22 protein-coding genes are annotated in these 23,948 nt (G+C 69.3%); 17 read left to right on the forward strand and 5 right to left on the reverse strand.

Translation table 11 applies throughout. The features are described 5' to 3' along the window. Positions 1 to 18: 18 nt before the first annotated feature. Both ACTMO_RS0117080 and ACTMO_RS0117085 read right to left on the reverse strand, forming a co-directional pair. A complete protein-coding gene (locus ACTMO_RS0117080) occupies positions 19 to 438 on the reverse strand; it encodes a VOC family protein (protein ID WP_019855902.1) in 420 nt (139 codons plus the stop codon). Continuing rightward, positions 435 to 1,139 (reverse strand): class I SAM-dependent methyltransferase, encoded by a 705-nt coding sequence (locus ACTMO_RS0117085; protein ID WP_019855903.1) that lies wholly within the window; start codon positions 1,137 to 1,139, stop codon positions 435 to 437. The genes ACTMO_RS0117080 and ACTMO_RS0117085 overlap by 4 nt, the downstream gene beginning before the upstream one ends. A 337-nt stretch (positions 1,140 to 1,476) precedes the next feature. Here ACTMO_RS0117085 and ACTMO_RS0117090 point away from each other — a divergent pair, with 337 nt between their 5' ends. The 16 genes from ACTMO_RS0117090 (at position 1,477) to ACTMO_RS0117165 (ending at position 17,767) form a co-directional block, all read left to right on the forward strand. Continuing rightward, complete coding sequence (locus ACTMO_RS0117090) at positions 1,477 to 2,289, forward strand: SDR family oxidoreductase (protein ID WP_019855904.1); 813 nt, start codon at positions 1,477 to 1,479, stop codon at positions 2,287 to 2,289. 37 nt (positions 2,290 to 2,326) lie between these two features. After that, positions 2,327 to 3,565, forward strand: coding sequence for an acyl-CoA dehydrogenase family protein (locus tag ACTMO_RS0117095; RefSeq protein ID WP_211212985.1), 1,239 nt, complete (start codon positions 2,327 to 2,329; stop codon positions 3,563 to 3,565). Between the two features lie 199 nt (positions 3,566 to 3,764). Then, positions 3,765 to 4,256: a PhzA/PhzB family protein gene (locus tag ACTMO_RS0117100; RefSeq protein WP_019855906.1), complete on the forward strand. Its 492-nt coding sequence runs from the start codon at positions 3,765 to 3,767 to the stop codon at positions 4,254 to 4,256. A 125-nt stretch (positions 4,257 to 4,381) separates the two neighbouring features. Then, positions 4,382 to 5,008, forward strand: coding sequence for an isochorismatase family protein (locus tag ACTMO_RS0117105; protein WP_019855907.1), 627 nt, complete (start codon positions 4,382 to 4,384; stop codon positions 5,006 to 5,008). Beyond that, entirely contained in the window at positions 5,005 to 6,906 is a 1,902-nt protein-coding gene (locus tag ACTMO_RS0117110) for a phenazine-specific anthranilate synthase component I (RefSeq protein ID WP_019855908.1), read from the forward strand. Before ACTMO_RS0117105 ends, ACTMO_RS0117110 begins: the two co-directional genes overlap by 4 nt. Next, complete coding sequence (locus tag ACTMO_RS0117115) at positions 6,903 to 7,247, forward strand: hypothetical protein (RefSeq protein ID WP_019855909.1); 345 nt, start codon at positions 6,903 to 6,905, stop codon at positions 7,245 to 7,247. Before ACTMO_RS0117110 ends, ACTMO_RS0117115 begins: the two co-directional genes overlap by 4 nt. Beyond that, entirely contained in the window at positions 7,240 to 8,079 is an 840-nt protein-coding gene (locus ACTMO_RS0117120; protein WP_019855910.1) for a PhzF family phenazine biosynthesis protein, read from the forward strand. Before ACTMO_RS0117115 ends, ACTMO_RS0117120 begins: the two co-directional genes overlap by 8 nt. After that, complete coding sequence (gene phzG / locus ACTMO_RS0117125; RefSeq protein WP_051099108.1) at positions 8,072 to 8,749, forward strand: phenazine biosynthesis FMN-dependent oxidase PhzG; 678 nt, start codon at positions 8,072 to 8,074, stop codon at positions 8,747 to 8,749. Before ACTMO_RS0117120 ends, phzG begins: the two co-directional genes overlap by 8 nt. Before the next feature lie 221 nt (positions 8,750 to 8,970). Further along, a complete protein-coding gene (locus ACTMO_RS0117130; protein WP_019855912.1) occupies positions 8,971 to 9,561 on the forward strand; it encodes a flavodoxin family protein in 591 nt (196 codons plus the stop codon). A gap of 43 nt (positions 9,562 to 9,604) precedes the next feature. Beyond that, positions 9,605 to 11,230 carry an amino acid adenylation domain-containing protein gene (locus ACTMO_RS0117135; protein WP_019855913.1) on the forward strand — a complete coding sequence of 542 codons (1,626 nt, stop codon included), beginning with the start codon at positions 9,605 to 9,607 and terminating at the stop codon, positions 11,228 to 11,230. Then, on the forward strand, positions 11,223 to 11,504 hold the full coding sequence (locus ACTMO_RS0117140) for an acyl carrier protein (RefSeq protein ID WP_019855914.1): 282 nt from the start codon (positions 11,223 to 11,225) through the stop codon (positions 11,502 to 11,504). The genes ACTMO_RS0117135 and ACTMO_RS0117140 overlap by 8 nt, the downstream gene beginning before the upstream one ends. A gap of 2 nt (positions 11,505 to 11,506) precedes the next feature. Next, positions 11,507 to 12,532: a 3-oxoacyl-ACP synthase III family protein gene (locus ACTMO_RS0117145; protein ID WP_019855915.1), complete on the forward strand. Its 1,026-nt coding sequence runs from the start codon at positions 11,507 to 11,509 to the stop codon at positions 12,530 to 12,532. A 43-nt stretch (positions 12,533 to 12,575) separates the two neighbouring features. Further along, on the forward strand, positions 12,576 to 13,682 hold the full coding sequence (locus ACTMO_RS0117150; protein ID WP_019855916.1) for an acyl-CoA synthetase family protein: 1,107 nt from the start codon (positions 12,576 to 12,578) through the stop codon (positions 13,680 to 13,682). Between the two features lie 26 nt (positions 13,683 to 13,708). Then, entirely contained in the window at positions 13,709 to 15,208 is a 1,500-nt protein-coding gene (locus ACTMO_RS0117155) for a class I SAM-dependent methyltransferase (protein ID WP_019855917.1), read from the forward strand. After that, the gene (locus ACTMO_RS0117160) at positions 15,208 to 16,575 is read left to right on the forward strand and encodes an aldehyde dehydrogenase family protein (protein WP_019855918.1); all 1,368 of its coding nucleotides are present in this window, start codon (positions 15,208 to 15,210) and stop codon (positions 16,573 to 16,575) included. The genes ACTMO_RS0117155 and ACTMO_RS0117160 overlap by 1 nt, the downstream gene beginning before the upstream one ends. A gap of 19 nt (positions 16,576 to 16,594) precedes the next feature. Next, on the forward strand, positions 16,595 to 17,767 hold the full coding sequence (locus tag ACTMO_RS0117165; protein ID WP_019855919.1) for a 3-deoxy-7-phosphoheptulonate synthase class II: 1,173 nt from the start codon (positions 16,595 to 16,597) through the stop codon (positions 17,765 to 17,767). Between the two features lie 137 nt (positions 17,768 to 17,904). Here ACTMO_RS0117165 and ACTMO_RS0117170 read toward each other — a convergent pair whose 3' ends face one another. From ACTMO_RS0117170 to ACTMO_RS21375, 3 genes are read right to left on the reverse strand one after another with little or no spacing between them, the layout of a single operon-like run. Further along, positions 17,905 to 18,258 carry an MmcQ/YjbR family DNA-binding protein gene (locus ACTMO_RS0117170; RefSeq protein WP_019855920.1) on the reverse strand — a complete coding sequence of 118 codons (354 nt, stop codon included), beginning with the start codon at positions 18,256 to 18,258 and terminating at the stop codon, positions 17,905 to 17,907. Between the two features lie 49 nt (positions 18,259 to 18,307). Continuing rightward, positions 18,308 to 20,878 (reverse strand): helix-turn-helix domain-containing protein, encoded by a 2,571-nt coding sequence (locus ACTMO_RS0117175; protein WP_084792399.1) that lies wholly within the window; start codon positions 20,876 to 20,878, stop codon positions 18,308 to 18,310. Positions 20,879 to 20,930: 52 nt separating this feature from the next. After that, positions 20,931 to 22,412 carry an Hsp70 family protein gene (locus tag ACTMO_RS21375; protein WP_019855922.1) on the reverse strand — a complete coding sequence of 494 codons (1,482 nt, stop codon included), beginning with the start codon at positions 22,410 to 22,412 and terminating at the stop codon, positions 20,931 to 20,933. A gap of 302 nt (positions 22,413 to 22,714) precedes the next feature. Here ACTMO_RS21375 and ACTMO_RS21380 point away from each other — a divergent pair, with 302 nt between their 5' ends. Continuing rightward, positions 22,715 to 23,674, forward strand: a complete 960-nt coding sequence (locus ACTMO_RS21380; RefSeq protein ID WP_051099110.1) for a hypothetical protein — start codon at positions 22,715 to 22,717, stop codon at positions 23,672 to 23,674. Positions 23,675 to 23,948 lie beyond the last annotated feature (274 nt).

Consider the following 23,948-nt stretch of genomic DNA (forward strand, 5'->3'; position numbering starts at 1 on the left):
CCCGCGTTTCCCGTGCGCTCAGGAGAGGGCGGAGTCCACCGGAGAGGCGACGGCGACCCGGTTACCGCTGGGGTCCGTGAGTGTGGCCACCCGCTCGCCCCACGGCATGTCCACCGGTTCCCGCACCACCGGCACACCCTGTTCACGGAGTTCTCGCACCGTCGCGTCCACGTCTCCGAGCAGGACGAACAGCTCGAACGGCCCGTCTCCGGGAACGGGGCCGACCCCCTGGTCCACCGGGGTGTCCGAGTACGCCACGGCGAGTTCCGCCGAATCCCGCACCATCCCGACGAACCCCGGTTCACCATCGGGCGGATGTTGCACACGGCGGCAGAACCCCAGCCGCTCGTAGAACCGGACCGTGGGGGTGACCCGGGGCGTGTACAGCACGGGGAAGGCCCGTCGTTGCTCCGTGCTCTCGCGGTGTGCCCGGCTCATGCGGACCTCCGATCGGCGAAGACCCGCCACACCGGCAGCCGCGTGTGTCCCCGCTCGTCCAGTTCCGGGCTGCTGCCGACCTTCTCGAAGAACCCCCGCACCGGCCCCGGCAGTCCAAGGAAAACCGAGGAGGAGAGGTAGGTGATCTCCCATCCGGCCTCGTCGAGCACGGAACGCACCTCGTTCTCGGACACGGACAGCGGCGCCGGCATCCCACCCGGGACGTCGGCGAAGCACAACATGCTCAAACGCCCACCCGGGCGGGTGACGCGGTGCAGGGCGCGCACGCAGTGACGCCGTCCTTCCTCCCCGAGGGTGTGGAACAGCGCACTGTCCAGCACGGAGTCGAAACGGTCGTCGTAACCCTCCAGTTCGGTCGCGTCGGCGACGTCGAAGGTCACGTCCAGCCCACGCGCCCGTTGTCTGGCCAGCGCGATCGCCGCGGGAGCGGCGTCGATGGCGGTCACAGCGTGGCCACGACCGGCGAGGAACACGGCGTTGTCGCCCGGTCCGCACCCGATGTCGAGGACCTCGCCGGTGAAACGTCCCAACCTCTCCATCTCGACGACCTCGGGTTGGGCCTGCCCGATGTCCCACGGCACACCCTCGATGCCCGCCCCGGGAAGGAAATCACCGCCGGTGTAGACGGCGTCGAAGTCGGCGTTGGTGAAATCGTACGACGACTGCTCGGTGGTGCTCACAAAACTCTCCTCTGATCGGTTTCGGGCTCCGCGCGGACCTCCGTGGCGGAAGTATCGTGAATCCAACGGCGGAAACAAAGAGTGTCCGCGCCGAGCATCCGCGCCCTCCCGGTTTCTTCTCTTCCCTCGGTGTCCGACCGCGGAAATTCCTCGGTCGGACACCGGATTCGCCCTTCACAGCCGCATGACCTGGATGAACGCCGAAGGACGAAGCGGACAAAAGCGGAAAGTGTGGACACGCGGGCCCCGGTTGGGGCCGAATGGAAACCGACGCCGACGGAGCGAATCCCATCGGCCCCGAAAATCACCGTTTCCCTCTGGTGAAAGGGGAATTCACGTGTCTGGTCGAGTCTGGTTCATCACCGGAACCTCCCGCGGTTTCGGCAGGATCTGGGCGCGGGCCGCCCTGGAACGCGGCGACCGCGTGGCCGCGACCGCGCGGGACACCACGAGCCTGGACGACCTCGTGGCTCGATACGGCGACGCGGTACTTCCCCTGGAGTTGGACGTCGCCGACCGCCGGGCCGCCCAACGGGCCGTGCGGACCGCCCACGAGCGGTTCGGCCGCCTCGACGTGGTGGTCAACAACGCAGGCTACGGGCTGTTCGGGCCGGTGGAGGACGTCACCGAGGAGCAGGCACGTGCCCAGCTGGACACGAACTTCTTCGGGGTCCTGTGGATCACCCAGGCGGTGCTGCCGATTCTGCGGGAGCAGGGGTCGGGACACATCCTCCAGATGTCGAGCATCGCCGGGATCGCCTCCTGGCCGATGCTCGGGCTCTACCACGCCTCGAAGTGGGCCGTCGAGGGAATGAGCGACGCACTGGCCCAGGAGGTCGAACGCTTCGGCATCCACGTCACCGTGCTGGAACCCGGTCCGTTCCGGACCGACTGGCGGGGCGCTTCGGCGGTCTGGGCCGAGCCGGGCGAAGCCTACGCACAGGCCGCGCAGCCTCCCTCGGCGGGAGCGGAACCGGGGAATCCGGAGGCGACCGCGGAAGCCGTCATGGAGATCGTCGACTCCGACAGTCCGCCGTTGCGGGTCTTCCTCGGCTCCTCGGCGTTGGAAACCGCCCGCGAGGTGTACGAGAAGCGCCTGCACACCTGGGAGCTGTGGAACCCGACAGCCAAGTCCGCCCAGGGAGCCTGATCACTCCGTGTCGAACCGTCGAAAGGAGAACGTCGTGGTGACAGAGACCATGACCCCACCGAAGCCCGATCCGGTGAGTTCGGTGCGGGACACGATCCCGGACGCGCCCCCCGACCGGGAGGAACTCGCGGCACGGGCGGCGAGCCTGTGTCCACTGCTGTGGGAGGACGCCGCCGAGAACGACCGCGCACGCCGTCTCACCGAGCGCAGCGTCGCGGCGATCACCGACCACGGACTGATGCGGCTGATGACTCCGCCCCGTTTCGGGGGACACGGCACCGGCGCCGCCGCCCTGCTGGACGTGGCCATCGCCCTCGGGCGCGGCTGCTGCTCGGCGTCCTGGGTCACCGGGGTGCTCAACGTGGGGAACTTCGTGGCCTCACTCTTCCCGGAAGCGGCCCACCAGGACGTCTGGGGAGGCGATCCCAACGCCCGGACCGCGCAGGTGCTCGGCCTGCCCGCCCGGAACGTCGAGCCGGCCGAAGGCGGAGTGACGGTCACCGGCGAGTGGGCCTACATGTCGGGTTCGTCGCACGCCGAGTGGGTCTGTGTGCTGCTGGCCCGCGGGGCGGGCACCGCGACGGGGGTGCACTTCGCGCTCATGCCGAGCGAGGAACTGGAGGTCAGGGACACCTGGCACTTCACCGGAATGCGGGGCACGGGCAGCAACACGGTCGTCGCCGAGCGGGTGTTCGTCCCCGAACACCGCCTGCTCGCCTACCAACCCGTGCTCAACGGAGAGATGACCTCCGAGGACGCGGCCACCGCCTACCGCAACAGTCTGACCGGAATCTTCTCCATCGGGCTGATCGGCTCCCTGATCGGCGGGGCGGAAGCCGCCCTGCGCTACACACTGGACAAGGCACCGGACCGACCCGCGGCGGGCTCCACCTATCCGACACAGGCCGATGCTCCGCCCGTGCAGCGCTCCCTCGCCGCCGCGGCCACGAGAGTCGACTCGGCCAAACTGCACGCCTACCGGATCGCCGACTCCGTCGACGAACACGCCCGCGCGGACAGCGACGCGGACTCGTTGACCCGCGCCCGGTCCCGCATGGAGTCCACACGGGTCGCCGAGCTGTGCCGGGAGGCGGTGGAGGAGCTGCTCACCGCCTACGGTTCCTCCGGCTTCAACGAGGCCAACCCGTTGCAGCGGATCTGGCGTGACATCCACGTCGGCAGCCGTCACGCGGGGTTCGGCATGGGGGTTCCGCACCAGCTCTACGGCCACGCCCTGGTGGGGAAGGATCCCCGGGAGATCAGCGCTCTGGTGTGAACCCGGTTCCGAGGACCACCTCGGAAACACCGGCCCCGCCGCGTTGGCGGCTTCCTTCCGAACCTGTTCGACACACACCCCTGCCGCCCCTGGCCGCCCCACGCACGCCACCAGTCCGGCGATTCCGCACGAAGAAACGAACTCCCGTGGCCACGAACCAGGTTTCGTCGCCACCCGGCAACGAGAACGGAGCACACCGATGTACGAAACCGTGCCGCACACCGACGCCCCCAGCGATCCCGCCGCGCGCCGGGACCACAACCGCGCCATCGTCGACCTGTACATGAACACCCGGGGTCAGGACCGGCACAAACGCCACCTGCTGTTCACGGAGGACGGCGTGGGAGGTCTGTGGACCACCGACAAGTGCGAACCCATCATGATCCGAGGACGGGACCGGCTGGCGGAGCACGCGGTCTGGTCGTTGCGGTGCTTTCCCGACTGGGCCTGGATCAACATCGAGATCTTCGACACCCAGGACCCCGACCGCTTCTGGGTGGAGTGCGACGGGGAAGGAAAGATCTGCTACGAGGGCTACCCCGAGGGGTACTACCGGAATCACTTCCTGCACTCCTTCACCTTCGAGAACGGCAAGATCGCACTGCAACGCGAGTTCATGAATCCCTGTGAGCAGTTCCGCGCGCTGGGCATCGAAGTTCCCACCATCAAACGGGCCGGAATCCCCACCTGAGTTCCGCGCCGAACACCCGGTCCGGCCCCGCCCGGCCGGACCGGGACCCCTCCATCAGAACTCCGTCCGCGCATCGGCTCCCGGGCCGGTGTGGCCGCGGACGCGGGTAAGAGAGGAACCGCCCGATGACCGCAGGAATCCCCACGATCCCGAACTACCGACTCCCCGCACGAACCACCCTGCCCACCAACACCGCCCCCTGGGTCCCGGACCCGCGACGGGCCGTGCTGCTGGTCCACGACATGCAGCGGTACTTCGTCCGCGCCTTCTCCGACCCGCTGCGGCACGACCTGGTGCACAACAGCGCGCTACTGCGCGAACGCGCCGCCACCTCGGGTGTGCCGGTCGCCTACACGGCCCAGCCCGGCAGGATGGACGACGGGCAGCGCGGCCTGCTCAAGGACTTCTGGGGGCCGGGTATGCGCACCGACCCCGAAGACCGCGAGGTGCTCCCCGAACTCGCCCCGGGTGAGGACGACTGGGAGTTCACCAAGCTGCGCTACAGCGCCTTCTTCTCCTCCGGTCTGCTGGAACGCATGCGTGAGTCCGGAAGGGACCAGTTGGTGCTGTGCGGGGTGTACGCCCACATCGGCGTGCTCGCCACCGCGTTGGACGCCTTCACCAACGACATCCAGCCCTTCCTGGTCGCCGACGCTCTCGGGGACTTCTCCGAGTCCGACCACCGGCTCGCACTGGACTACGCGGCGCGCAGATGCGCGGTCGTGTTACCCGCGGCGGAGGTGTTCGCATGACCCCGGATCCGAGTCAGTTTCCGCCCGACGACCAGCTGACACGCATCCTGTCCACCCCCGAACCCCCGCCCTTCGCCCTGCTGTACCGCCCGGACAGCGGAGCCCGGGAGGCGGTCGACGTGCTGACCGGCGAGATCTCGTTGCCCGAGACCCTCGCCGAGATCCCGCTGGAGGGCCGGTCGGCCGACGGACAGGCGGGGACACACGACACGCTCGTGCTGATGCCCTACCGACAGCTCACCGAACGCGGCCTCACCGCCCCCGACGACGGGGAGCCCCTGATCTCGATGAGCGTCGCGGAACAGGGCACGCTGTCCCTCGACGAGGTCCTCACGCGGATCCCCGACGTCCCCACCACGCTCACGAACGGCCGTTTCGACGTGGACGACGAGTCCCACGCCGAAACGGTTCGCCGAATCGTCTCCGAGGAGATCGGCGCGGGAGCGGGATCCAACTTCGTACTCAAGCGAACCTACCGGGCCGACCTGACCTCCTACTCGCCCCGCACGGCGCTCTCCCTCTTCCGACGGCTGCTGGAACGCGAGGAGGGAGCCTACTGGACGTTCGTGATCCACACCGGCGCACGCACCCTCGTCGGCGCCACGCCCGAACGCCACGTCTCGATGGACAACGGCAGAGCCGTGATGAACCCGGTCAGCGGCACCTACCGCTACCCGCCCACCGGTCCCACGCTGCGGGGTGTCACGGAGTTCCTGGCGGACCGGAAGGAAATCGACGAACTGTTCATGGTCGTCGACGAGGAACTCAAGATGATGTCCCGGATCTGCCCCTCCGGGGGGAAGGTCACGGGCCCCTACCTCAAGGAGATGGCCCGGCTGGCCCACACCGAGTACTTCATCGAGGGGCACACTCGCCGAGACGTCCGGGAGATCCTGCGCGAGACGATGTTCGCCCCCACCGTCACCGGTAGTCCGCTGGAGAACGCCACCCGGGTCATCACCCGCCACGAACCGGGCGGGCGCGGCTACTACAGCGGAGTGGCCGCGCTGCTCGGCAGGGATGCCGAGGGCGAGCGCACCCTCGACTCGGCGCTGTTGATCCGCACCGCCGACATCGACGCGACGGGACACCTCCGCATCGGTGTCGGCTCCACTCTCGTACGCCACTCGGATCCCTCCTCCGAGGTCGGAGAGACCCGGAGCAAGGCGTCCGGTCTGCTCGACGCCCTGGAGGAGAACGGCCCCCCGCGGTTCCGGGAACACCCCGAGGTGCGCGCGGAACTGGCGAAACGCAACACCCGCATGTCCGGGTTCTGGCTGCGGGACACGGAGAACCGCCGCACGAGGATCCCGGCACTGGCCGGACTGCCGACCCTGGTCGTCGACGCCGAGGACACCTTCACGGCGATGATCGCCCAACAGCTCTCCGCGCTGGGACTCGACGTCACCGTCCGACGCTTCGACGAGGACTACTCCTTCGACGACCACGAACTCGTGGTCATGGGCCCCGGACCGGGGGACCCGCGTGCCACGGACGACCCGCGCATCGCCCACCTGGACACGGCGATCGCCCGGCTGCTCGACGAGCGGCGTCCCTTCCTGGCGGTCTGCCTCAGCCACCAGGTACTCAGTCTGCGCCTCGGGCTGGACCTGCTCCCCAGGGAGGTTCCCAACCAGGGTGTGCAGCGCGAGATCGACCTGTACGGCAGTCGGGAACGCGTGGGTTTCTACAACACCTACTCCGCCCACAGTACCGAGGACAAGATGGACTTCGACGGTCTCGGACCGGTGGAGATCAGCCGGGACGAAGGGGGCACCGAGGTGCACGGCCTGCGGGGACCACGTTTCGCCACGATGCAGTTCCACGCCGAGTCGGTGATCACCGTCGACGGGCCGCGGATCACCGCGGAGAACGTCCGGGGGGTGGTGGGGGCGTGAGAGCGGAGATCGCCTGGTGGGAACTGGACGGAACGCCGCAGACCGTCGAGTCCCTGCGGGCGCACCTCGACGAGCCCACGGTGGGCCCCTGGAAAGAAACGCCGGGACTCGTGGTGAAGTTCTGGATCGCCGACCGGGAGAGGAACCGCTGGGGAGCGGTCATGCTCTGGGAGCACGAGCGGCCCGACAACACGGAACTTCCCCCCAACCGGGCTGCCGAACTGATCGGCTTCGCCCCCACACATCGCTTCGCCTTCGACGTCGAGTCCCTGGTTCCGGGCCCCTGTCCGATCCTTTCGTCCGCCGGATCCGCACCTCAGGAAAGGACCGCCGATGCGTGAGTACATGGTCGTGGACGCTTTCTCCCGGACACCGTTACGGGGGAATCCGGTAGCCGTCTTCTTCGAGAGCTCCGATCTGAGCAGCCGGTCGATGCAGTGCATCGCCAAGGAAATGAACCTGTCCGAGGTCACCTTCGTCCTTCCTCCCGAAGGGGACGCCGACGCGCGCATACGCATCTTCACCCCCGTGAACGAACTGCCCTTCGCCGGACATCCGATGCTCGGCACGGCGGTGGCCCTCGCCTCGACGACCCACCGGCAACAGTTGCGGCTGGAAACGGCGATGGGGGTCATCCCATGCCGGGTGACCTCCGACGGAACCGACGAGGCGCTGTCCGTGCGGATGCGCCAACCCGTCCCCGTCCGGGATCCGTACGAACACGCCGCCGAGCTCTGCGCCGCCCTCGGGACGAGCTCCTCCACGGTGCCGGTGGAGGTGTACCGGAACGGGCCGCGGCACGCCTTCGTCGGACTGGACAGCATCACCGAACTCTCGGCACTACGGCCCGACCACAGGGCGCTGGCGGCTTTCCCCGATCTCGCCGTCAACTGTTTCGCCGGCTCGGGGAAGCGATGGCGCAGCCGCATGTTCTCCCCCGCCTACGGCGTGGTCGAGGACGCGGCGACCGGATCGGCCGCCGGACCGCTGGCCGTGCATCTGGCACGTCACGGACTCGCCTCCTACGACCAGGAGATCGAGATCCTGCAGGGCGTCGAGATGGGACGGTCCTCGTTGATGCTGGCCGCCGCCGAGGGCACGGACCAACGGCTCGAAGCCGTCTACGTCGGAGGCCACGGCGTTCCGGTGGCACGGGGGCGGTTCTATGTCTGAGAGATCCGGGACGGCCGCTGCCGAGGCCGTGGAACGCTCCAGCGAGTTCGAGTCCCTGACCGGTCACACGGAACTCGGGTTCCCCGAGTACGACACACCCCCCGAGGAACCTCTCGGTCTGGTGCGTCACTGGCTCGACACGGCGACACGGCTGGGGGTACGGGAGCCGCGTTCGCTGGCACTGGCCACCGCCGACGAACACGGCCGCCCCTCCAACCGGATCGTCACGGTCGGCGAGCTGAGCGAGCGCGGTCTGGTGTTCACCACCCACACCACCAGCAGGAAGAGCCGGGACATCGCGGAGAACCCACGGGCCTGCGGGTTGTTCTACTGGCGTGAGACGGCCCAACAGATCAGCCTGGCCGGTTCCGTCCGGAGGTTGGACGAGGCCGAGTGCGACGCGCTGTGGGCCGAACGTCCCGTAGCACTGCATCCGATGAGCGCGGCCTCCCGGCAGAGCGAGCCCTTGGAGAACGCGACGGCCCTGCGCGCCGAGGCCAGGCGACTGGCCGAACCCGGTACCTCGTTGCCCCGTCCCCCACGGTTCACCGGCTTTCTCCTCGTTCCCGAGGAGGTGGAGTTCTGGTGCGCCCGCCCGGATCGGTTGCACCGCAGACTGCGGTACACGCGCGAGGGCACGGTCTGGGAACACGAAAGACTCCAGCCCTGAAGGACACGGACACGTTCCCGGGACGGGCGAACCGTTCCCGGCCGAACCACCGTTCCCCTTCCTTTCGTCAGGAAACGACGCGGCGGCCGTGAACACGTCCGTGAACGCGCACGAAAAATTCCCGTTCTTTCTCCCCTCCTTTTCCGAAAAAGACCGGAACCCGGGCGGTGAAAGGACACGAACAGCCACCCAGCGGCAGGTCGTCAGGAGAGTTCATCGTCATGCACGAGGTCAGAGTATCGGTGATCTACCACTCAGCCACCGGAACGGTCGCCGAGATCGCCGCCGAGATCGCCGACACGGCGGAGAAGCACGGAGCGGAGGTCCGGTTACGCGCCGTCGAGGGCAGCTCGGCGCCCCCGGCCACGGCGGAAACCGTCCGGGACCGCGAACACGCGGAATCCCCGGCCGAGCCCGCCGACGTGCTCTGGGCCGACGCGGTGCTGTTGGGGTCTCCCACCCGGTTCGGCAACGTCTCCTTCCAGCTCAAGTCGTTCCTCGACTCGCTCGGGGACGCGTGGCGGAAACAGCGGTTGGCCGACAGGGTCTACAGCGTCTTCACCGCGACGAGCAGTCCCCACGGCGGTCAGGAGTCCACACTGCTGACGCTGACCACCTCACTGCACCACTTCGGCGGAATCATCGTCCCACCCGGTTACACGGATCCCGCGAAATTCACCGACGGAAATCCCTACGGGACCGCCCACTGCACCGGCGGAGGCGGAAAAAGGATCGACGACGCCACACGGAACGCCGCGCGGGTGCAGGCGGAAAGGGTCGTGCGTGTCGCAGGAAGCCTCAAAACCGCATGAGCACGTCTGTTCCCGACCGACACCGACACAGGGAGGTGCACGGATGAACGGTTCGGCTGCCCCCACACGGGCACACCGAGCGAGCGGCAGTGACCCCCGTCCGGGGGAGCCCCACGACCCGGCCGGGCCCGGAACGCTCGTCGAGACGTTCGCGCGTGCCGTGGCACGCTACGGATCCGGGATCGCGGTGGTCACCGAGGAGGAGTCCCTCTCCTACCGGCGACTCGACTCCTGGTCCCGCGCGCTCGGCGCCACGCTGCGCGCACACGGCATAGGACACGGAGACCGGGTCGCGCTGCGGATGTCTCCCGGGGCGGAGGCGATCGCCGCCATGTTGGCGATACTGCGGGTCGGGGCGTGCTACGTCCCCCTGGACGTTCGCAACCCCCCGTCACGGAACGCCTTCATCGTCGAGGACAGCCGGGCCGTGGCCCTGGTGGGCACCTCGGACGGTTGCGCGGAGGAACGGGACCTGCTCGTCGTCGACGAGGCACGGGTGACGGAACTGCGGCAGGGCCCGGCACCCTCGGACACGGAGGAGGCCCCACCCTCCCCCGAGGACACCGCCTATGTCGTCTACACCTCCGGCACCACGGGCACCCCGAAAGGGGTTCCGATCCACCACGGTGCGGTGACGGCACTGCTCTCCGGAGCCGCCGAGAAGTTCGCGTTCTCCGTGGGGGAGCGTTGGCTGCTCTTCCACTCCATCGCCTTCGACGTGTCCGTCTGGGAGATATGGGGAGCCTTCCACACCTCCGGCACCCTGGTGATCATCCCGTACCGGACCACCCGCAGTCCCGAGGAATGCCTGCGGGCCGTGCGGGAACGGGGGATATCGGTGCTGACCCAGACACCCACGGCCTTCGGAACGTTCTCCACGGCCGCCCTCCGCTCCGAGGCGGACCTGCCGGAACTGCGCTACGTCGTCTTCGCCGGGGAGAAACTCGTGCCGAGCGCCCTGCTCCCCTGGGCGCGACGTTTCGGCCTGGACCGCCCAGCGCTGGTCAACATGTACGGCATCACCGAGACCACCGTGCACTCCACGTTCCACGAGCTGGGTTGGGAGGACGTCAACGACACCACCTCGGTCATCGGTCGTGTGCTGCCGGGGTTCGACCACCGGGTGATCACTCCGGAAGGCCGGGAGGCCGCCACCGGAGAGCAGGGGGTGTTGTGGTTGGCCGGCCCCCAGGTCAGCCACGGCTACCTCAACCGTCCGGAACTCAACGCGGAACGGTTCCGGGTCATGCGCTCACCCCGCGACGGCGGCGAGTACCGCTACTACCGCTCCGGTGACGTGGTCAGTCCGCGCGAGGACGGCGGGCTCGTCTACCACGGCCGGGAGGACCTACAGGTCAAACTGCGCGGTCACCGCATCGAGCTCACCGACATCGAGGCGGCGGTGCGCTCCCACGAGTCGGTCACCGACGCCGTGGTGTGGGTCCGCGAGTACGGCCCCGAGGACAGCCGTCTGGTGTGCGCCTACACGGCGGAGGGAGCGGTTTCCACACGGACGCTGCGCGAGCACGTCAAGAAGTGCCTGCCCTCCTACATGTGGCCGGCCTCCTACCGGAGGATGTCCGAATTTCCCCGAACCCTCAACGGAAAGCTCGACCGGGACACGGTGATCCACCGTTGGGAAACCGAGAAGGAATCCGAGAATGAGTGAGCCACGAACCTCACACCACACCGAAGAAATCACACGTCTGACGGTCGAATGGGCCGCGGAAATACTGGAGGAACCGGAGGTGACAGCCCGGGACAACTTCCTCGACCTGGGAGGTCACTCGATCCTCGCGCTGCGCCTGTGCCGCTACGCGGCGGAACGTTTCGGAGTCGAGTACGACATCATGACCCTCTTCGAGAACGACCTCGCCACGGCGGCCGAGGATCTGGCGACGAAAGTCTCGGCCGCCCCGTCTAATCCGGACGGGAGAGTGTAGGAATGTCTCCGACAGTCAATCTGGGAATATCGAGTTTCGGTTTCGCCTTCGGCGAGGACCGGGACGTGGCGACGAGTGCCGGGGACTACGTCGACAATCCGGAAAGGGTGATCAACTGGGGGTTTCGTACCTTCCACCGCGCTCCGGACGACACACACGCGACCCAGCTCGCCACGGAGGCCTCCCGGCGGGCACTGGAGCGGTCCGGCACCACGGCGGCGGAGCTGGATCTCGTCGTCCTGGCCAGTTCGGACCTGCCGGAGTACTCGTATCGGGACGAGGCCGCGGCCCTCGCCCGTTGCCTGGGAGTCGAACGCACCCAGACCCTGTTCCTGCAGGAGGGCTGTGGCGCGGGAGTGCACGGGCTGTACTACGTGGCGGCGTCCATGACCATGCAGCCCGAGATCAACAGGGTGCTGTTCATCGCCGTGAACCGGGTCAGCGAGTTCCACCGTAACCGTATGAACGTGGTCAACGCGGTTCTCAGTGACGCGGCGGCGGCCGTGGTGATCGAACGCGGGCGAAGCTCCAACCGCTGGCTGGCCACCGAACAGTTCACCGAGCCGGAGAACTGTGACCTGCTCCGTGTCGACTTCGGGGGCACCGTCAACCCGTTACCCCCGCAAGGATGGTCGAGCCGCACCGCCCCCGGCGGCCACGAGGCGATACGCGCGCGGTTCGGCGACGACCCGGCCACGCTGCAACGGTTCCTACGGAACCGTTACCGGCGGCTCGTCGAAGTGATCGACCACGCCTGTGCGCGCGCGGGCCTCGGACGGGAGGACCTCACCCATCTCATCTACCTCAACGACAGCGCCACGAGCATCAACGCCGTAGCGGAACCGCTGGGCATCCCGTTGGAACACACCAACGCGGAGCTGGCGCCCGACCACGGGCACATGGGGGCGGCCGACCAGCTCGTCTCGTTCGGCCAGCTGCTGGAGCGGGGCGAACTCTCCTCCGGCGACATCGTGGTGCTCTGCGGCATCTCCACCGAACGGTGGAGCGCCACGCTCCTGCGGGTCTAGGACGGGCCCGCCCGAACCACCCGCCGAAGAACGGAGAACCGAAATGATCACACAGACCGATCCTGCGCGTGTTCTCGAGCCCCCGGACGGGGGACAACCGGATCCCGACGAGTTCGTCCGCGCCGCGATGCGGTGGCATTTCAGCCCGGAAACCGGCTCGCCGTACTGGCTGGAACGTGCCCGAACGCTGGACTTCGACCCGCTGACGGACATCAGGACGCACGCCGATCTCGTCCACTTCCCGAACGTGGCCGCGGAACTGCGCGACGTTCGCGTCGAGGACCTGATTCCACGGGGATACGGTGCCCACCCCGACGTGGTCGGCGTCTTCGAGAGCGGCGGCACCACCGGTGCCCCCAAACGCGTGGTGCTCCTGCGGGACTGGATGGAACGCATGCTCACCACCAGCAACGCGAACCTGGACGCCCACGGCTTCCCCCGCGGGGCGAACTGGTTGGGTGTGGTGCCCACCGGTCCCCACATCGTCGGCGAGTTCTTCCGCCGCTCCGCCGCCACGCACGGAACCCACGGTTTCTCGGTCGACCTCGACCCACGCTGGGTGAAAAAGCTCCTCACCCGGGCGGAGACGAACAACGCCGGGGCCTACGCCGAACACGTTCTCGACCAGGTGGAGTTCGTGCTGCGCTCCCAGGACGTCGGTGTCCTCAACATAACCCCGTCCCTGATGGAGCGTGCCGTCCAGCGCGAACCACTCGTAGGACTCATCAACGAGAAGGTCCGGGCCATCAGGTGGGGCGGTACGGAACTGGATCCGGACTCCCGCCACCTCTACCGCACCGAGATCTTTCCGGACACCGTCATGTGCGGCAACTACGGCAGCACCATGATCCTGGGCATGGCGGGGGAACGTCCGGGGCTGCCCGAGGACTCACCCTGCGTGTTCGACCCACCCAGCCCGCATGTGACCTTCTCGGTGGTCGACCCGACCGACCTCCGGCCGGTGCCCCGTGGAGAGCGTGGTCAGGTCCTCGTCCACCACGTCAGCAAGTCCTTCCTGCTTCCCAACAACCTGGAACGGGACTCCGCGCTGCGGATCGAGCCCCCCGAAGGGGGCGTAGGCGACTCGGTCGCGGACATCCGCCCCCTGGAGACCTTCGAGAACGAGACCGTCGTCGAAGGCGTCTACTGACTCCCACGCCCCCCGAGGAGACGACCATGGACCCCGAGGAGATCGGAAACCTGCTCGTCCAGCACGAGCGGGTCGCCCAGGCCCTCGTCACCACCGAACCGGGCTCCCCCACCGACGGCGGGCCCCGCAGAACGGCCTACGTGGTTCCCCGCGGTGCCGGAGGTGAGGAGCACGGACAGGACAAACGGGTCGACGAGTGGCAGCAGATCTACGACCGGCTCTACACGAACTCCCCCACGAGTGCCTTCGGCGACAACTTCGCGGGATGGGTCAGCAGCTACGACCGTCGCCCCATCGACCCGGAACAGATGAGACTGTGGCGTTCCACCACCGTCGAGCGCATCCGTGCTCTCCGACCCCGACGGGTCCTGGAGATCGGTGTCGGCAACGGACTGCTGCTGTCCCAGCTGGCCGCCGAATGCGAGTCCTACTGGGGAACGGACCTCTCCCCCGCCGCCGTCGAGGACGTGAGTCGCCACGTGGAACGGGACCCCGCGCTCGCGAAGCGGGTGGTTCTCCGCAGCCAGGCGGCCGACAGCACCGAGGGACTGCCCGCCGAACACTTCGACACCGTGGTCGTCAACTCGGTGGTGCAGCTCTTCCCGGACGGTGCCTACCTCACCGAGGTCATCCGCGGCGCCCTGGGCCTGTTGGCCCCGGGAGGATCCCTCTTCCTCGGCGACATCAGGGACCGGCGCACCCCCGAATACCTGCACACCGCCGTCGCGCTCCGGCGCGGCACCGCCACGGACGCGAACGCCGTCCTGCGTTCCGCCCGCAAGTCCCTGTCCAGGGAGGAGGAACTCTTCGTCCACCCGGACTACTTCCTCGCCCTGAAGGACTCGGAACCCGAGATCACCACGGCCGAGGTGTGGCTCAAACGGGGCGACTACCACAACGAACTCTCCCGACACCGTTACGACGTCGTGCTGGGCAAGGGCCCGGAACCGGGCGGGGAGACCACCGACGTCACGGACTGCCCCACCGTGCGCTGGGGAGAGGATCTCACCGACACGGCGGAACTGCGGAGGAGAGTGCGAACCGAGACCCCACCGCTGAGGGTCACCGGCCTTCCCAACGCGCGGTTGGCCGGTGAGGCGGCGGCGTGGCGGGCGGTGACCGAGGGAGACGTCGCCCGCGCCACCCGCCTGCTGGACGGTTCCCATCCCACCGTGGACCCGCACACGATCGAGGGGCTCGCCACCGAGTGCGGCCGACGGGTCCGGCTCGCCCCGAGCCCGGAGGACCCGGAACTCTTCGAGGCGGTGTTCACCGCCCCCGATCAGAAAACGACGGGAACGTACCGCACGGCCCACACCAGTCCACCACACACCGAGGTCCCGGCCGTGACCCGACGTAACGAGGCCCTCGTGCAGCGCCTGCGTTCCTGGTTGGGGGAGCGGCTGCCGGAGCACGAGGTGCCGGAGGGAATCACCGTGCTGGAGGCGATCCCCCTCCGCGCCGACGGCAGCCCGGACCACAGTGCCCTGAACAGGGGACTCACCTCCTCCCGAGGAGCACGCTGATGCGATATCTCGACGCGCTCGGCACGACAGGACCGTACCGGGCACGGAAACGCACCACCGTCCCGGACGTGACCGGGGAGGAACTCGCCGAACTGAGCCTGGTCCCCCCGGTGTTCGTGCAACACACGCTCGCGACCATGCGCGCGGCGCAGCCGCACCCACCCGAGGAGCGGATCACCGCGCTGCGGCGCGCGGCCGAACTCTTCGCCACCTCCGAACTCGACGGCCGTCCCCTGCGGGACCACGAGGAGACGGTCAGCCGAGCGGGCGGGATCCCCGTCTCCGTCGTGCGCGCGGCGAGCACGGCGCTGGCCACTCGTCTTTCCGAAGTGCACCACAGCGTCCGGAACGCGCTGCCCCGAGGAGCCGTGGACGACTGGCTGGATCCGCGCACCCGCCGGGGAAGCGGAGTGTGGGCCCGGCGCGGCGAGGTGTTCACCGTGCACAGCGCCGGCAACCATCCCGGCACCCACAGCATCTGGCCGGAGGCCCTGGCCCTGGGATACCGCGTCGCGGTCCGCCCCTCCCGTCGGGAACCCTTCACCGCCCACCGACTCGTCACGGCCCTGCGCGCCGCCGGTTTCGCGGAGGACCAGGTGACGCTGCTGCCGACTCCGCAGGAGCAGTCCGAGGCCCTCGTGCGGGGAAGCGACCTGAGCCTGGTCTACGGCGGTGACGAGGTGGTGCGCGGATACGGCAACGAGCCGCACGTGCGGACACAGGGACCGGGACGCTCGAAGATCCTGATCACCGCCGAACAGGACTGGCGGGAGCACCTGGACATGATCGTCGACTCGGTCAGCGGGCACGGGGGGACCGGCTGCGTCAACACGACCTCGATCTTCGTCGAGGGGGACCCCACCGGACTCGCCTCGGCCCTCGCCGAACGGCTCGCCGCGTTCCCCTCGCTGCCCCCCACCGACGAGAAGGCGGTGTTACCGGTCCAGCCCCTCGCGCGGGCACGCGCGATCGAAACCCACCTGACCCGCACCGCCGAAGGAGCCGGTTCGTGGCTCGGGGGAACGGGGGTCGCCGAGGATCTGGGCGACGGTAGCGCCGTGCTTCGTCCCGCTGTCCACCAGTTGGACGAGCCGAAGGACTCCCGGGCCGGGGTCGAACTGCCCTTTCCCTGCGCGTGGATCCTCCCGTGGGACCGCGACGCGGGAACCACACCGCTACGCGACAGCCTGGTCCTCGCCGCGATCACCACCGACGAGCGGCTGGTGAGCCGTCTCCTGGCGGAGCCGAGCATCGGCAACGTCTACGTGGGAGGCGGTCACCCCACCTGTCTCAAGGAACAGGGGCTCCCGCACGACGGCTACCTCGCCGAGTTCCTCATGCGCAGCAAATCCGTCATCCGTCACTAGTTCCGAGAGGAGGCACGCCATGCTGACTGCCCCCACGAGAAGTCGTCACACCAGCCGCACGGCCGCCCAACAGCCGGCCTGGATCGACCCGGTGACCCTCCACCGTGTCATCGGGGACCTGGAGAAGCAGCCGCCCCTGGTCCAACCACGCGAGGTCGACCGGCTCCGCGAGATGCTCGGCAGGGCGGCCGCGGGTCAGGCCCTGCTGTTACAGGGCGGGCACTGCGCCGAGACGTTCGGGGAACAGGCCCTGGACGAGGTGGAGAACAACGTCGGCACCCTGCGTCGGATGGGAAGGGCCCTCTCGTACGGGACGGGTCTGCCGATCGTTCCCGTCGGGCGGATGGCGGGGCAGTACGCCAAACCGCGTTCCCGTTCCACGGAAACACGCGGCGAGGTGGAACTGCCCTCCTACCGAGGGGACGCGGTGAACGGTCCGGAGTTCAACGAACGGGACCGCGCCCCCGACCCGTGGCGGATGCGGACCGTCTACGACGAGTCCGCGGCCGTTCTGGAGCGCATCCCGGACGGGGCGTGCCACGTCAGCCACGAGGCGCTGCTGCTCGACTACGAGAACGCGCTCGTCCGCGTCGACCCCGAGACGGGCCGCAGGTACTCGGGCTCCGGTCACATGCTGTGGATCGGGGAACGCACCAGACAACTCGACGGGGCCCACGTGGAGTTCGCCGCGGGAGTCGACAACCCGATCGGCGTCAAGGTCGGCCCGACCGCCACCGCCGACCAGCTGCTCGGGCTCGTCGAGCTGCTCGACCCCGGGCACCGCCCCGGACGACTCACCTTCATCACCCGCATGGGGGCCGAAGGCGTCACGGAGGTGCTGCCGGAACTCGTGGAGAAGGTGGCCTCCTCCGGATCCCCCGTGTTGTGGGTGTGTGATCCGATGCACGGCAACACCAGGACCGCCGACAACGGACTCAAGACCCGCTGGATCTCCGACATCGCGGCCGAGGTCCACGCCTTCGTACGGATCCACCGCGCGCTCGGCACGCATCCCGGTGGTCTGCACCTGGAAATGACCGGCAGTCACGTCACCGAGTGTGTGGGTGGTTTCGACCCGGTCACCTCCGAGACTCTCGGAGAGCGCTACACGAGCGCCTGCGACCCCCGGCTGAACCGGGGTCAGTCCCTGGAGTTGGCACGGCTGGCCGCCGACCTGTGGACAAGGAACTGACCCGTCGACGACGGCTCCCGCACCGGCCCGGGTTCACGGGAACGTGTCGGTTCCCGGGCCGGGTTCCGTGGCCTCCCGTCCCCCGGTCGGACGTCGACGGGAGTCCGCCGGTGCGCGGCCCCCGCTTCCCCGCGAGGTCAGCTGTCGCTGCCGGTGGAACCGTCGAACCTCCGCACCAACCGTTTCGGTGCGGTGCGCCGCCAGGCCTCCGTGGCCAGTTCCCGCATCTCCTCGGCGGTCACCCGGTCGAGGCGCACACGGATCCACCCGTGGTGGCCCACATAGGCGGGGAACGCGAACGTCTCGGGATCGGAGGCGAGCAGCGCGGCCTGCTCCTCGTGCGAAGCCTTGCACGTCGCGGCCGGAGCCGCCGGGTCCAGGGTCACGAACATCCTGCCACGCACTCTGAACGTGGGTTTGCCCCACGTACGGCGTTCCTCCACATCGGGCAACGCGAGAACGAAGTCCCGCAGCGCGTCGATACTGATCATGACCGCTCCGTTCGGTGCCACGACTCCGCACGAACCCGCGCCCGGCCGGTCAGTCGGCCAGCAGCGAACGCAGCCGGGCGAGCAGTTCCTCCCTGGTGGAACAGTCCAGCCGCTGCTTGATCCTGCCGATGTGGTGCTCCACGGTCTTGGCCGAGATGAACAGCCGCTGCCCCACCTGCTTGTAGGTCATCCCGCCGAGCACCAGTTCGGCCACCTCGCGTTCCCGCTCACTGAGCAGCTCCCGCTCCTGACCCGAGGGACCCACACCCCCGGTGTCCGCCGGGTGCCGGTAAGGACGCGGTGTCTTGCCCTGTAACGAGCGGGCGCACTCCAGCAGCGCCAGCATGGTGCCGCGATCCTTCGTGCGGATCGCGGCCTGCCCGGCCAGCCCCGCCCCGTCCCAGGCCAGGCCGGCTCCGTACAGCGCGTGGGCCGCCTGTCGGACGGCCCCCTCGTCGACCTCGCCGTCGAGCAGCCGCAGCCACACCTCGGCGGCCGTGGACAGCACGGCGGCCAGCTGCCCACCGGCGGCCAGACCGCGCAGGGCCGTGACCTGCTCCGCCGCGCTCTCCCGGTCACCCAGCACCACGGCGGCCTGGAGACGGCGCCAGGACAACGGGGCGGCCCAGAGGGCGGGCTCTCCCAGGGCGGCCAGCAGCTCGCGCGTCTCCCGCAGCGGTGGCCCCAGCCACTCCCGGTCCCGCAACCGTGCCCCGGCCACCACCAGCTCGCTCAGCGGGAGCAGGGCGAACAGGTCGGCGGGGTGCTCGGCCACGGCCCGGCGCGCCCCGGACACGGCCCGACGCAGTGCTTCCATGTCGTTGTCCCTGCTGGCGATGCCCGCATCCAGCGCGGTGGCCGTCAGCCGGTCCCGGACGGGCAGCTCCGCCGGATCCTCCACGGCCTCGCCCAGCGCGTTCCTGGCCGCGATCGTGTCCCCCCTGAGCAGCGGCACCCAGGCCGCCAACAGCCGGTGCCGGGTGCGGGCCAGCGGTCCTCCCACGTCCGCGCGCACCGCCCGCTCCAACACGGACTCGGCCACGTCGAACTCGCCGCAGTGCAGGGCCACGGTGGCAGCCACCGCCGCCGGTGTGTCCGGCACCAGCAGCTCCGCGCCCACCGGCTCGGCCAACGAGGCCGCACGGACCAGTGTGGACAGGGCCTCGGGGGCGGAGCCCGTCACCGACTCGTGGATCCCCCGGGCCAGTTGCTCGCCCGCGCCCGAGACCGAGGTGGGTGGTCCCTCCGCGGCCGAGGCCAGCAGCTGTTCGGCCTCGGAGATCCTGCCGGTGTCCACCAGCCCCACCACGGCGTAGGCCGCGTCCCCGGCCCACGGGAGATGCCGCGCCGACCACCGGCACAGTTCCGCGGAACGTTCCGGCAGCCCTCGGTGGGCGAGCACGGTGGCCGAGACCCGGATCGCCGTATCCCGGTCCGGGGCCGACTCGTCCACGATCACCCGGTCCGCGGTGCGCACCGCCTCGTCCAGCCTTCCGGTCATCGCCGCCGCCCGGGCACGTCGCGCGGCCACCGACAGCGCCGGGGATCCGGCCCCCACGGCCGCGTCGAACATCCGCACCGCCAGCTCCGGGGACTCCGGAAGCGACTCCGCCCCAGCGGCCTCGAACCCGGAGGCGAGCACGGGGTCGGTGGGCAGGGCCGAGCCGGCTTCGAGCAGCGGACGCAGCAACCCGGCCACCTCCGCCCCCCGGTCGAGCTGGATACGCACCAGCACACGCAGCACCTCCAGCCGGCGCTGCCAGGAGGTGAGCGCCAGCACCGCCTCCCGGACGAACGGATGCGCCGCGTCGCCGGCGTCCACCAGACCGGCGGCACGCAGCTCCTCCGTGGCGCGGGAGACCACCGTGGAGTCCACGTCGAGGACGGTTCCCAGCAGCACCGGATGGATGGGGCCGCCGAGGGCGAGCACGGTCAGACACCGCCGGGCCAGCTCACCCAGTTCCTCCAGCTCCTCCTCGAAACGGTCCAGTGCCCGCCGCGGCAGCCGGATCCCCTCCGCGCGGAGGAGTTCCTCGCCGGAGACGGACTCCAGCAGCCGACTCACGAGTGCGGGAACCCCTCCGGTGAACGCCCGCACCCGTTCGACGGTGTCGGGGTCGTGGGGTGTTCCGGAGACCTCGCGCAGCCGCGCGGCGACCTCGTCGAGGTTCAGTTCCTCCAGCGAGACCACCGGGCGCCGCCGCCCCACCAGCGCGACCAGCTCGGCCAGCGGTTCGGGGCACGGCCAAGGGCGGCAGGCCAGCACCACGCGGGGCGCACCGCCGTCGACCAGCTCCGCGAGTTCGCGCAGCCTCGCCTCGTCCAACAGGTGGGCGTCGTCGACCAGCAGCGCACCCGGCTGTCCTTCCTCGGAGCGCCGGAGGGCGTCGACCTCGTGGTGCACCGTCAGCCCGGCCTCGCGGTAGATCCGGGCGAGTTCGGCCAGCAGCGCGGTCTTGCCGTAGCCGCCCGGGCCGCGTATCACGGCGACCACCGGTTTGGACGGGCTGGCCGCGATCTCCTCCCGGATTCCCGTCGCAGCGCGCGGTTGGACGACCTGCCAGGGTTGTGGTGCGGACCCCGCCTCCGGTGCGGGCCGTGTGGCGCTGGGTTGGTTCACGAGCGGTCCCAATCGGTGTGCGGTGTTCGGTGGACGATGCCGGTACCGGCGATCACTTGGCCTGTTGCACGATTCCGGGGCCCGCGGACTGGCCACCGAAACCCTGCACGAACGTCATGACGAGTCCGAAAGCGATCAGTAACGCCGCGAGCGTGAGTTTCAGGATCTTGAAGGACTTCTTGGTCGGCGTCGGTTCGACGGACATGGGTTCGACCTCCACCGGGGGACGTGGTGGGGGCACGGTGGGATCGGCCGAGGCATTCCCGATCACCGCCTCCGTACTGTCCACACCGTACTCATTCTCCGTGACCGGGTTGTCCTCGCCCGGGTCCCGCACCCGCATCAGTACGCTCGTCTCCGCTCCGGCCGCGGCCCTGTCGGTGGCCGCGGACAGCACCTCGGCGGCCCGGAAGGCCGCCCCTCGCGCGGCCACCAGTTCGGGGGATGCGTCCACCCTGACCGGTGGTCCGGAGGTGTCCGGAGCCGGCACCCGCTCGTGGAGGCGTTGCCGGACCAGTTCGCGCAGCAGCGGCGTGCGCGCGGGACCGCCGGCCAGGACCACCGCCTCCAGGTCCTCCGGGGCCAGCGAGACGGACTGTACCGTCTGGACCAGCATCTCCGGCAGCCATTCCAGGTGGGCTCGCGCCATCCGCTCGTAGCCGCCCCGGGTCAGTTCGAACTCGCCCGGCTCGTCCGGAAGAGGGACACTGAACCGTGTGAGTTCACGATGGGAGAGTTCCTCCCGGGCCCTGGTGCACTCGGCCCGCAGGCGCGCGGCCGCGGCACGGTGTCCGGGGTCGGCCGGATCCAGCCGGGCGAAGGAGTCAGCGAACTCGGTGCGCACCCGTTCGAGGACCAGCTCGTCCAGTTCCGCGCCGGCGGGCGTCTCCGCCTCCACGGTGGGCCCCAGCGGTTCGAGCCCGGATCCCGGCCCGCGCGCCGACAGGTCCGCCGAGGTCGACTGTTCGTGTCTGCGCAGCACGGCGACACCGGAGCCGCTTGCCCCGGTGTTGCCGACCGCGATGGTGCCCCCGTCGGCGACCGTCTGCTTCGACACGTAGTCCACGGCCACCGCCAGGGTCTCCGGCAGCAGGGTGACGTCGGTGATCCCCAGTTCCGCCAGTGCCCGGTACACCAGGTGGGTACGGTGCGGTCCCCACCAACAGTTGTGCGCGACGACGATGTGTTCGGGGGGGTACCCGTGGCGGTGGGTCACCTGGTCGGCCACCCATTCGACCACCGTGGCCACCAGGCGCTGGGCGGGGACGAATTCGCCTCCCAGCAGCAACGGAGCGTCCTCACCCAGGCTGGTGACGAAGTGGGAACACGTCCATTCCGGAGCCTCCGCCCGCTGGGCGGCGGCCTCGCCCACCAGGTACCCACCGTCCGGTGATCGGCGGACGAGGCTCGGCACCTCGGGACGCGTCGTCCCGAGCGGGAACGGCACCGGGGTGGTCCATCGACCACCGTTCCTGCCCATCACAGCGGCCGAGGTCGTGGTGGTCCCCAGATGAACCCCGAGAACGTAAGGCATGCCATCCCTTCCGGATCAGCCGTCCACACTTGTCGTACCGCCAAGCGGCCTAGCGGGGTTCGTCCGGAAAGCCCGCCGCTCCAACCTAGCGTGGACTCAATTACGCAAAGATGTGACCCGTCCCATTGATCCCCTAAAGGGTGACAAATCAGAGTCCCCTAATAGGTTCAGCAATAACTAGGAGTGGCTCCCGATGGGCAAGCGCCGCCCCAGCCGTACCTTGATGAACAAGGAACGCGGGGATCGATCACCTCGCCCGGGAGAAGGACCACCCACGGCTTGAGTTCAGGAGAACGCCAGTGATGCCGAACACACAGCCGGATCAGGGTCACGGGCGGGGTGATTCCGAGTTCCCGACCCCGGAACCGGTCGCCCAACAGACAGCGGTCCCGGGCCAGCCGACGCTTCAGGAGTTCCTGACCCGACTCGTCGGCAACCCGGAGACACGGTCGGCGTTCGACGCCGATCCGCACGGCACGCTGGAAGGCGCCGGACTGGGGGGACTGAACGCGGCGCAGATGCTCTACGCCTCCTCGTTCATGCTGGACTACGCCCCGGCCGAGTTCGTGACGGAGCACGCACGAACGGCCCAGCCCAGCATCGACACGTTCACGGCGAGCACCCAACACGTCGCGATCAGCCAGCTCGATCCCGGACAGAACAACGAGCAACAGGAAGCGACGGAAACCATGAGCGTGGACAACTCCCCCTCCGCCGAGTACTCCTCCGAAGGCGACGTCGACAACCAGCTGGAGCAGAACCAGCAGCAGAGCCAGGAGACCAACGTCGACGTGGACGGCAGTGTCGAGCACACCGACTCGCACAACCTGCTCAACGTGCACGACGTGCTCAGCGGCAACGAGGTGAACGCCGCCAACAACGCCGTCGGCGTGGTGGGCAACTCCGTCGACGTCGCCGGCAACACGGTCGACAACTCCGTGGACACCGTGGGCGACACCGTCAACAACACGGTTGACGGCGCCCTGGGCACCGTCAACGGCACCGTGGACACCGGTGTGGACGTGGCCGTCGGCAGCGTGGGCACCACGCTGGGCGCCGCGGGTGACGTGACCGGCGGCCTCGACGACACGGTCGGCGACGTGACCGGCGCGGTCAGCAACGTCACCGCCGACGTCCCGGTCGCCGGCGACGTGACCGGCGACCTGCACGCCGGTCTGAGCGGCGAGAGCTCCGCCGAGGGCTCGGCCGACAGCGGCCTGGTCGGCGACGTGACCAGCGACCTGCCGCTGGACCTGCTCTGACTCCCGGAACCGCCTGACCCGCTCGGAACGGTTTCCGGGAAGTTCGGCACTTCCCACATGCGCTCTGACCTGAGCCGGTTCGGATCGCCGGGTTCCGTGTGCCCCTCTCTCCGCGGAACCCGGCGATCGGTTCGACGCCGCGAGAGGCAGCCTCGCGGCGTCGAACTCTTTTCCCCGGCCTCCTCCACCCGGAGTAGTCACTTCCTCCACGCGTCCGATGTCGGTACGGTGCGCACGGACGGATTCCGGACTCTCCGCGTCCGGCCCTGTCCGA

Source organism: Actinopolyspora mortivallis DSM 44261, from assembly GCF_000384035.1.
In the GTDB taxonomy this organism is placed as follows: domain Bacteria; phylum Actinomycetota; class Actinomycetes; order Mycobacteriales; family Pseudonocardiaceae; genus Actinopolyspora; species Actinopolyspora mortivallis.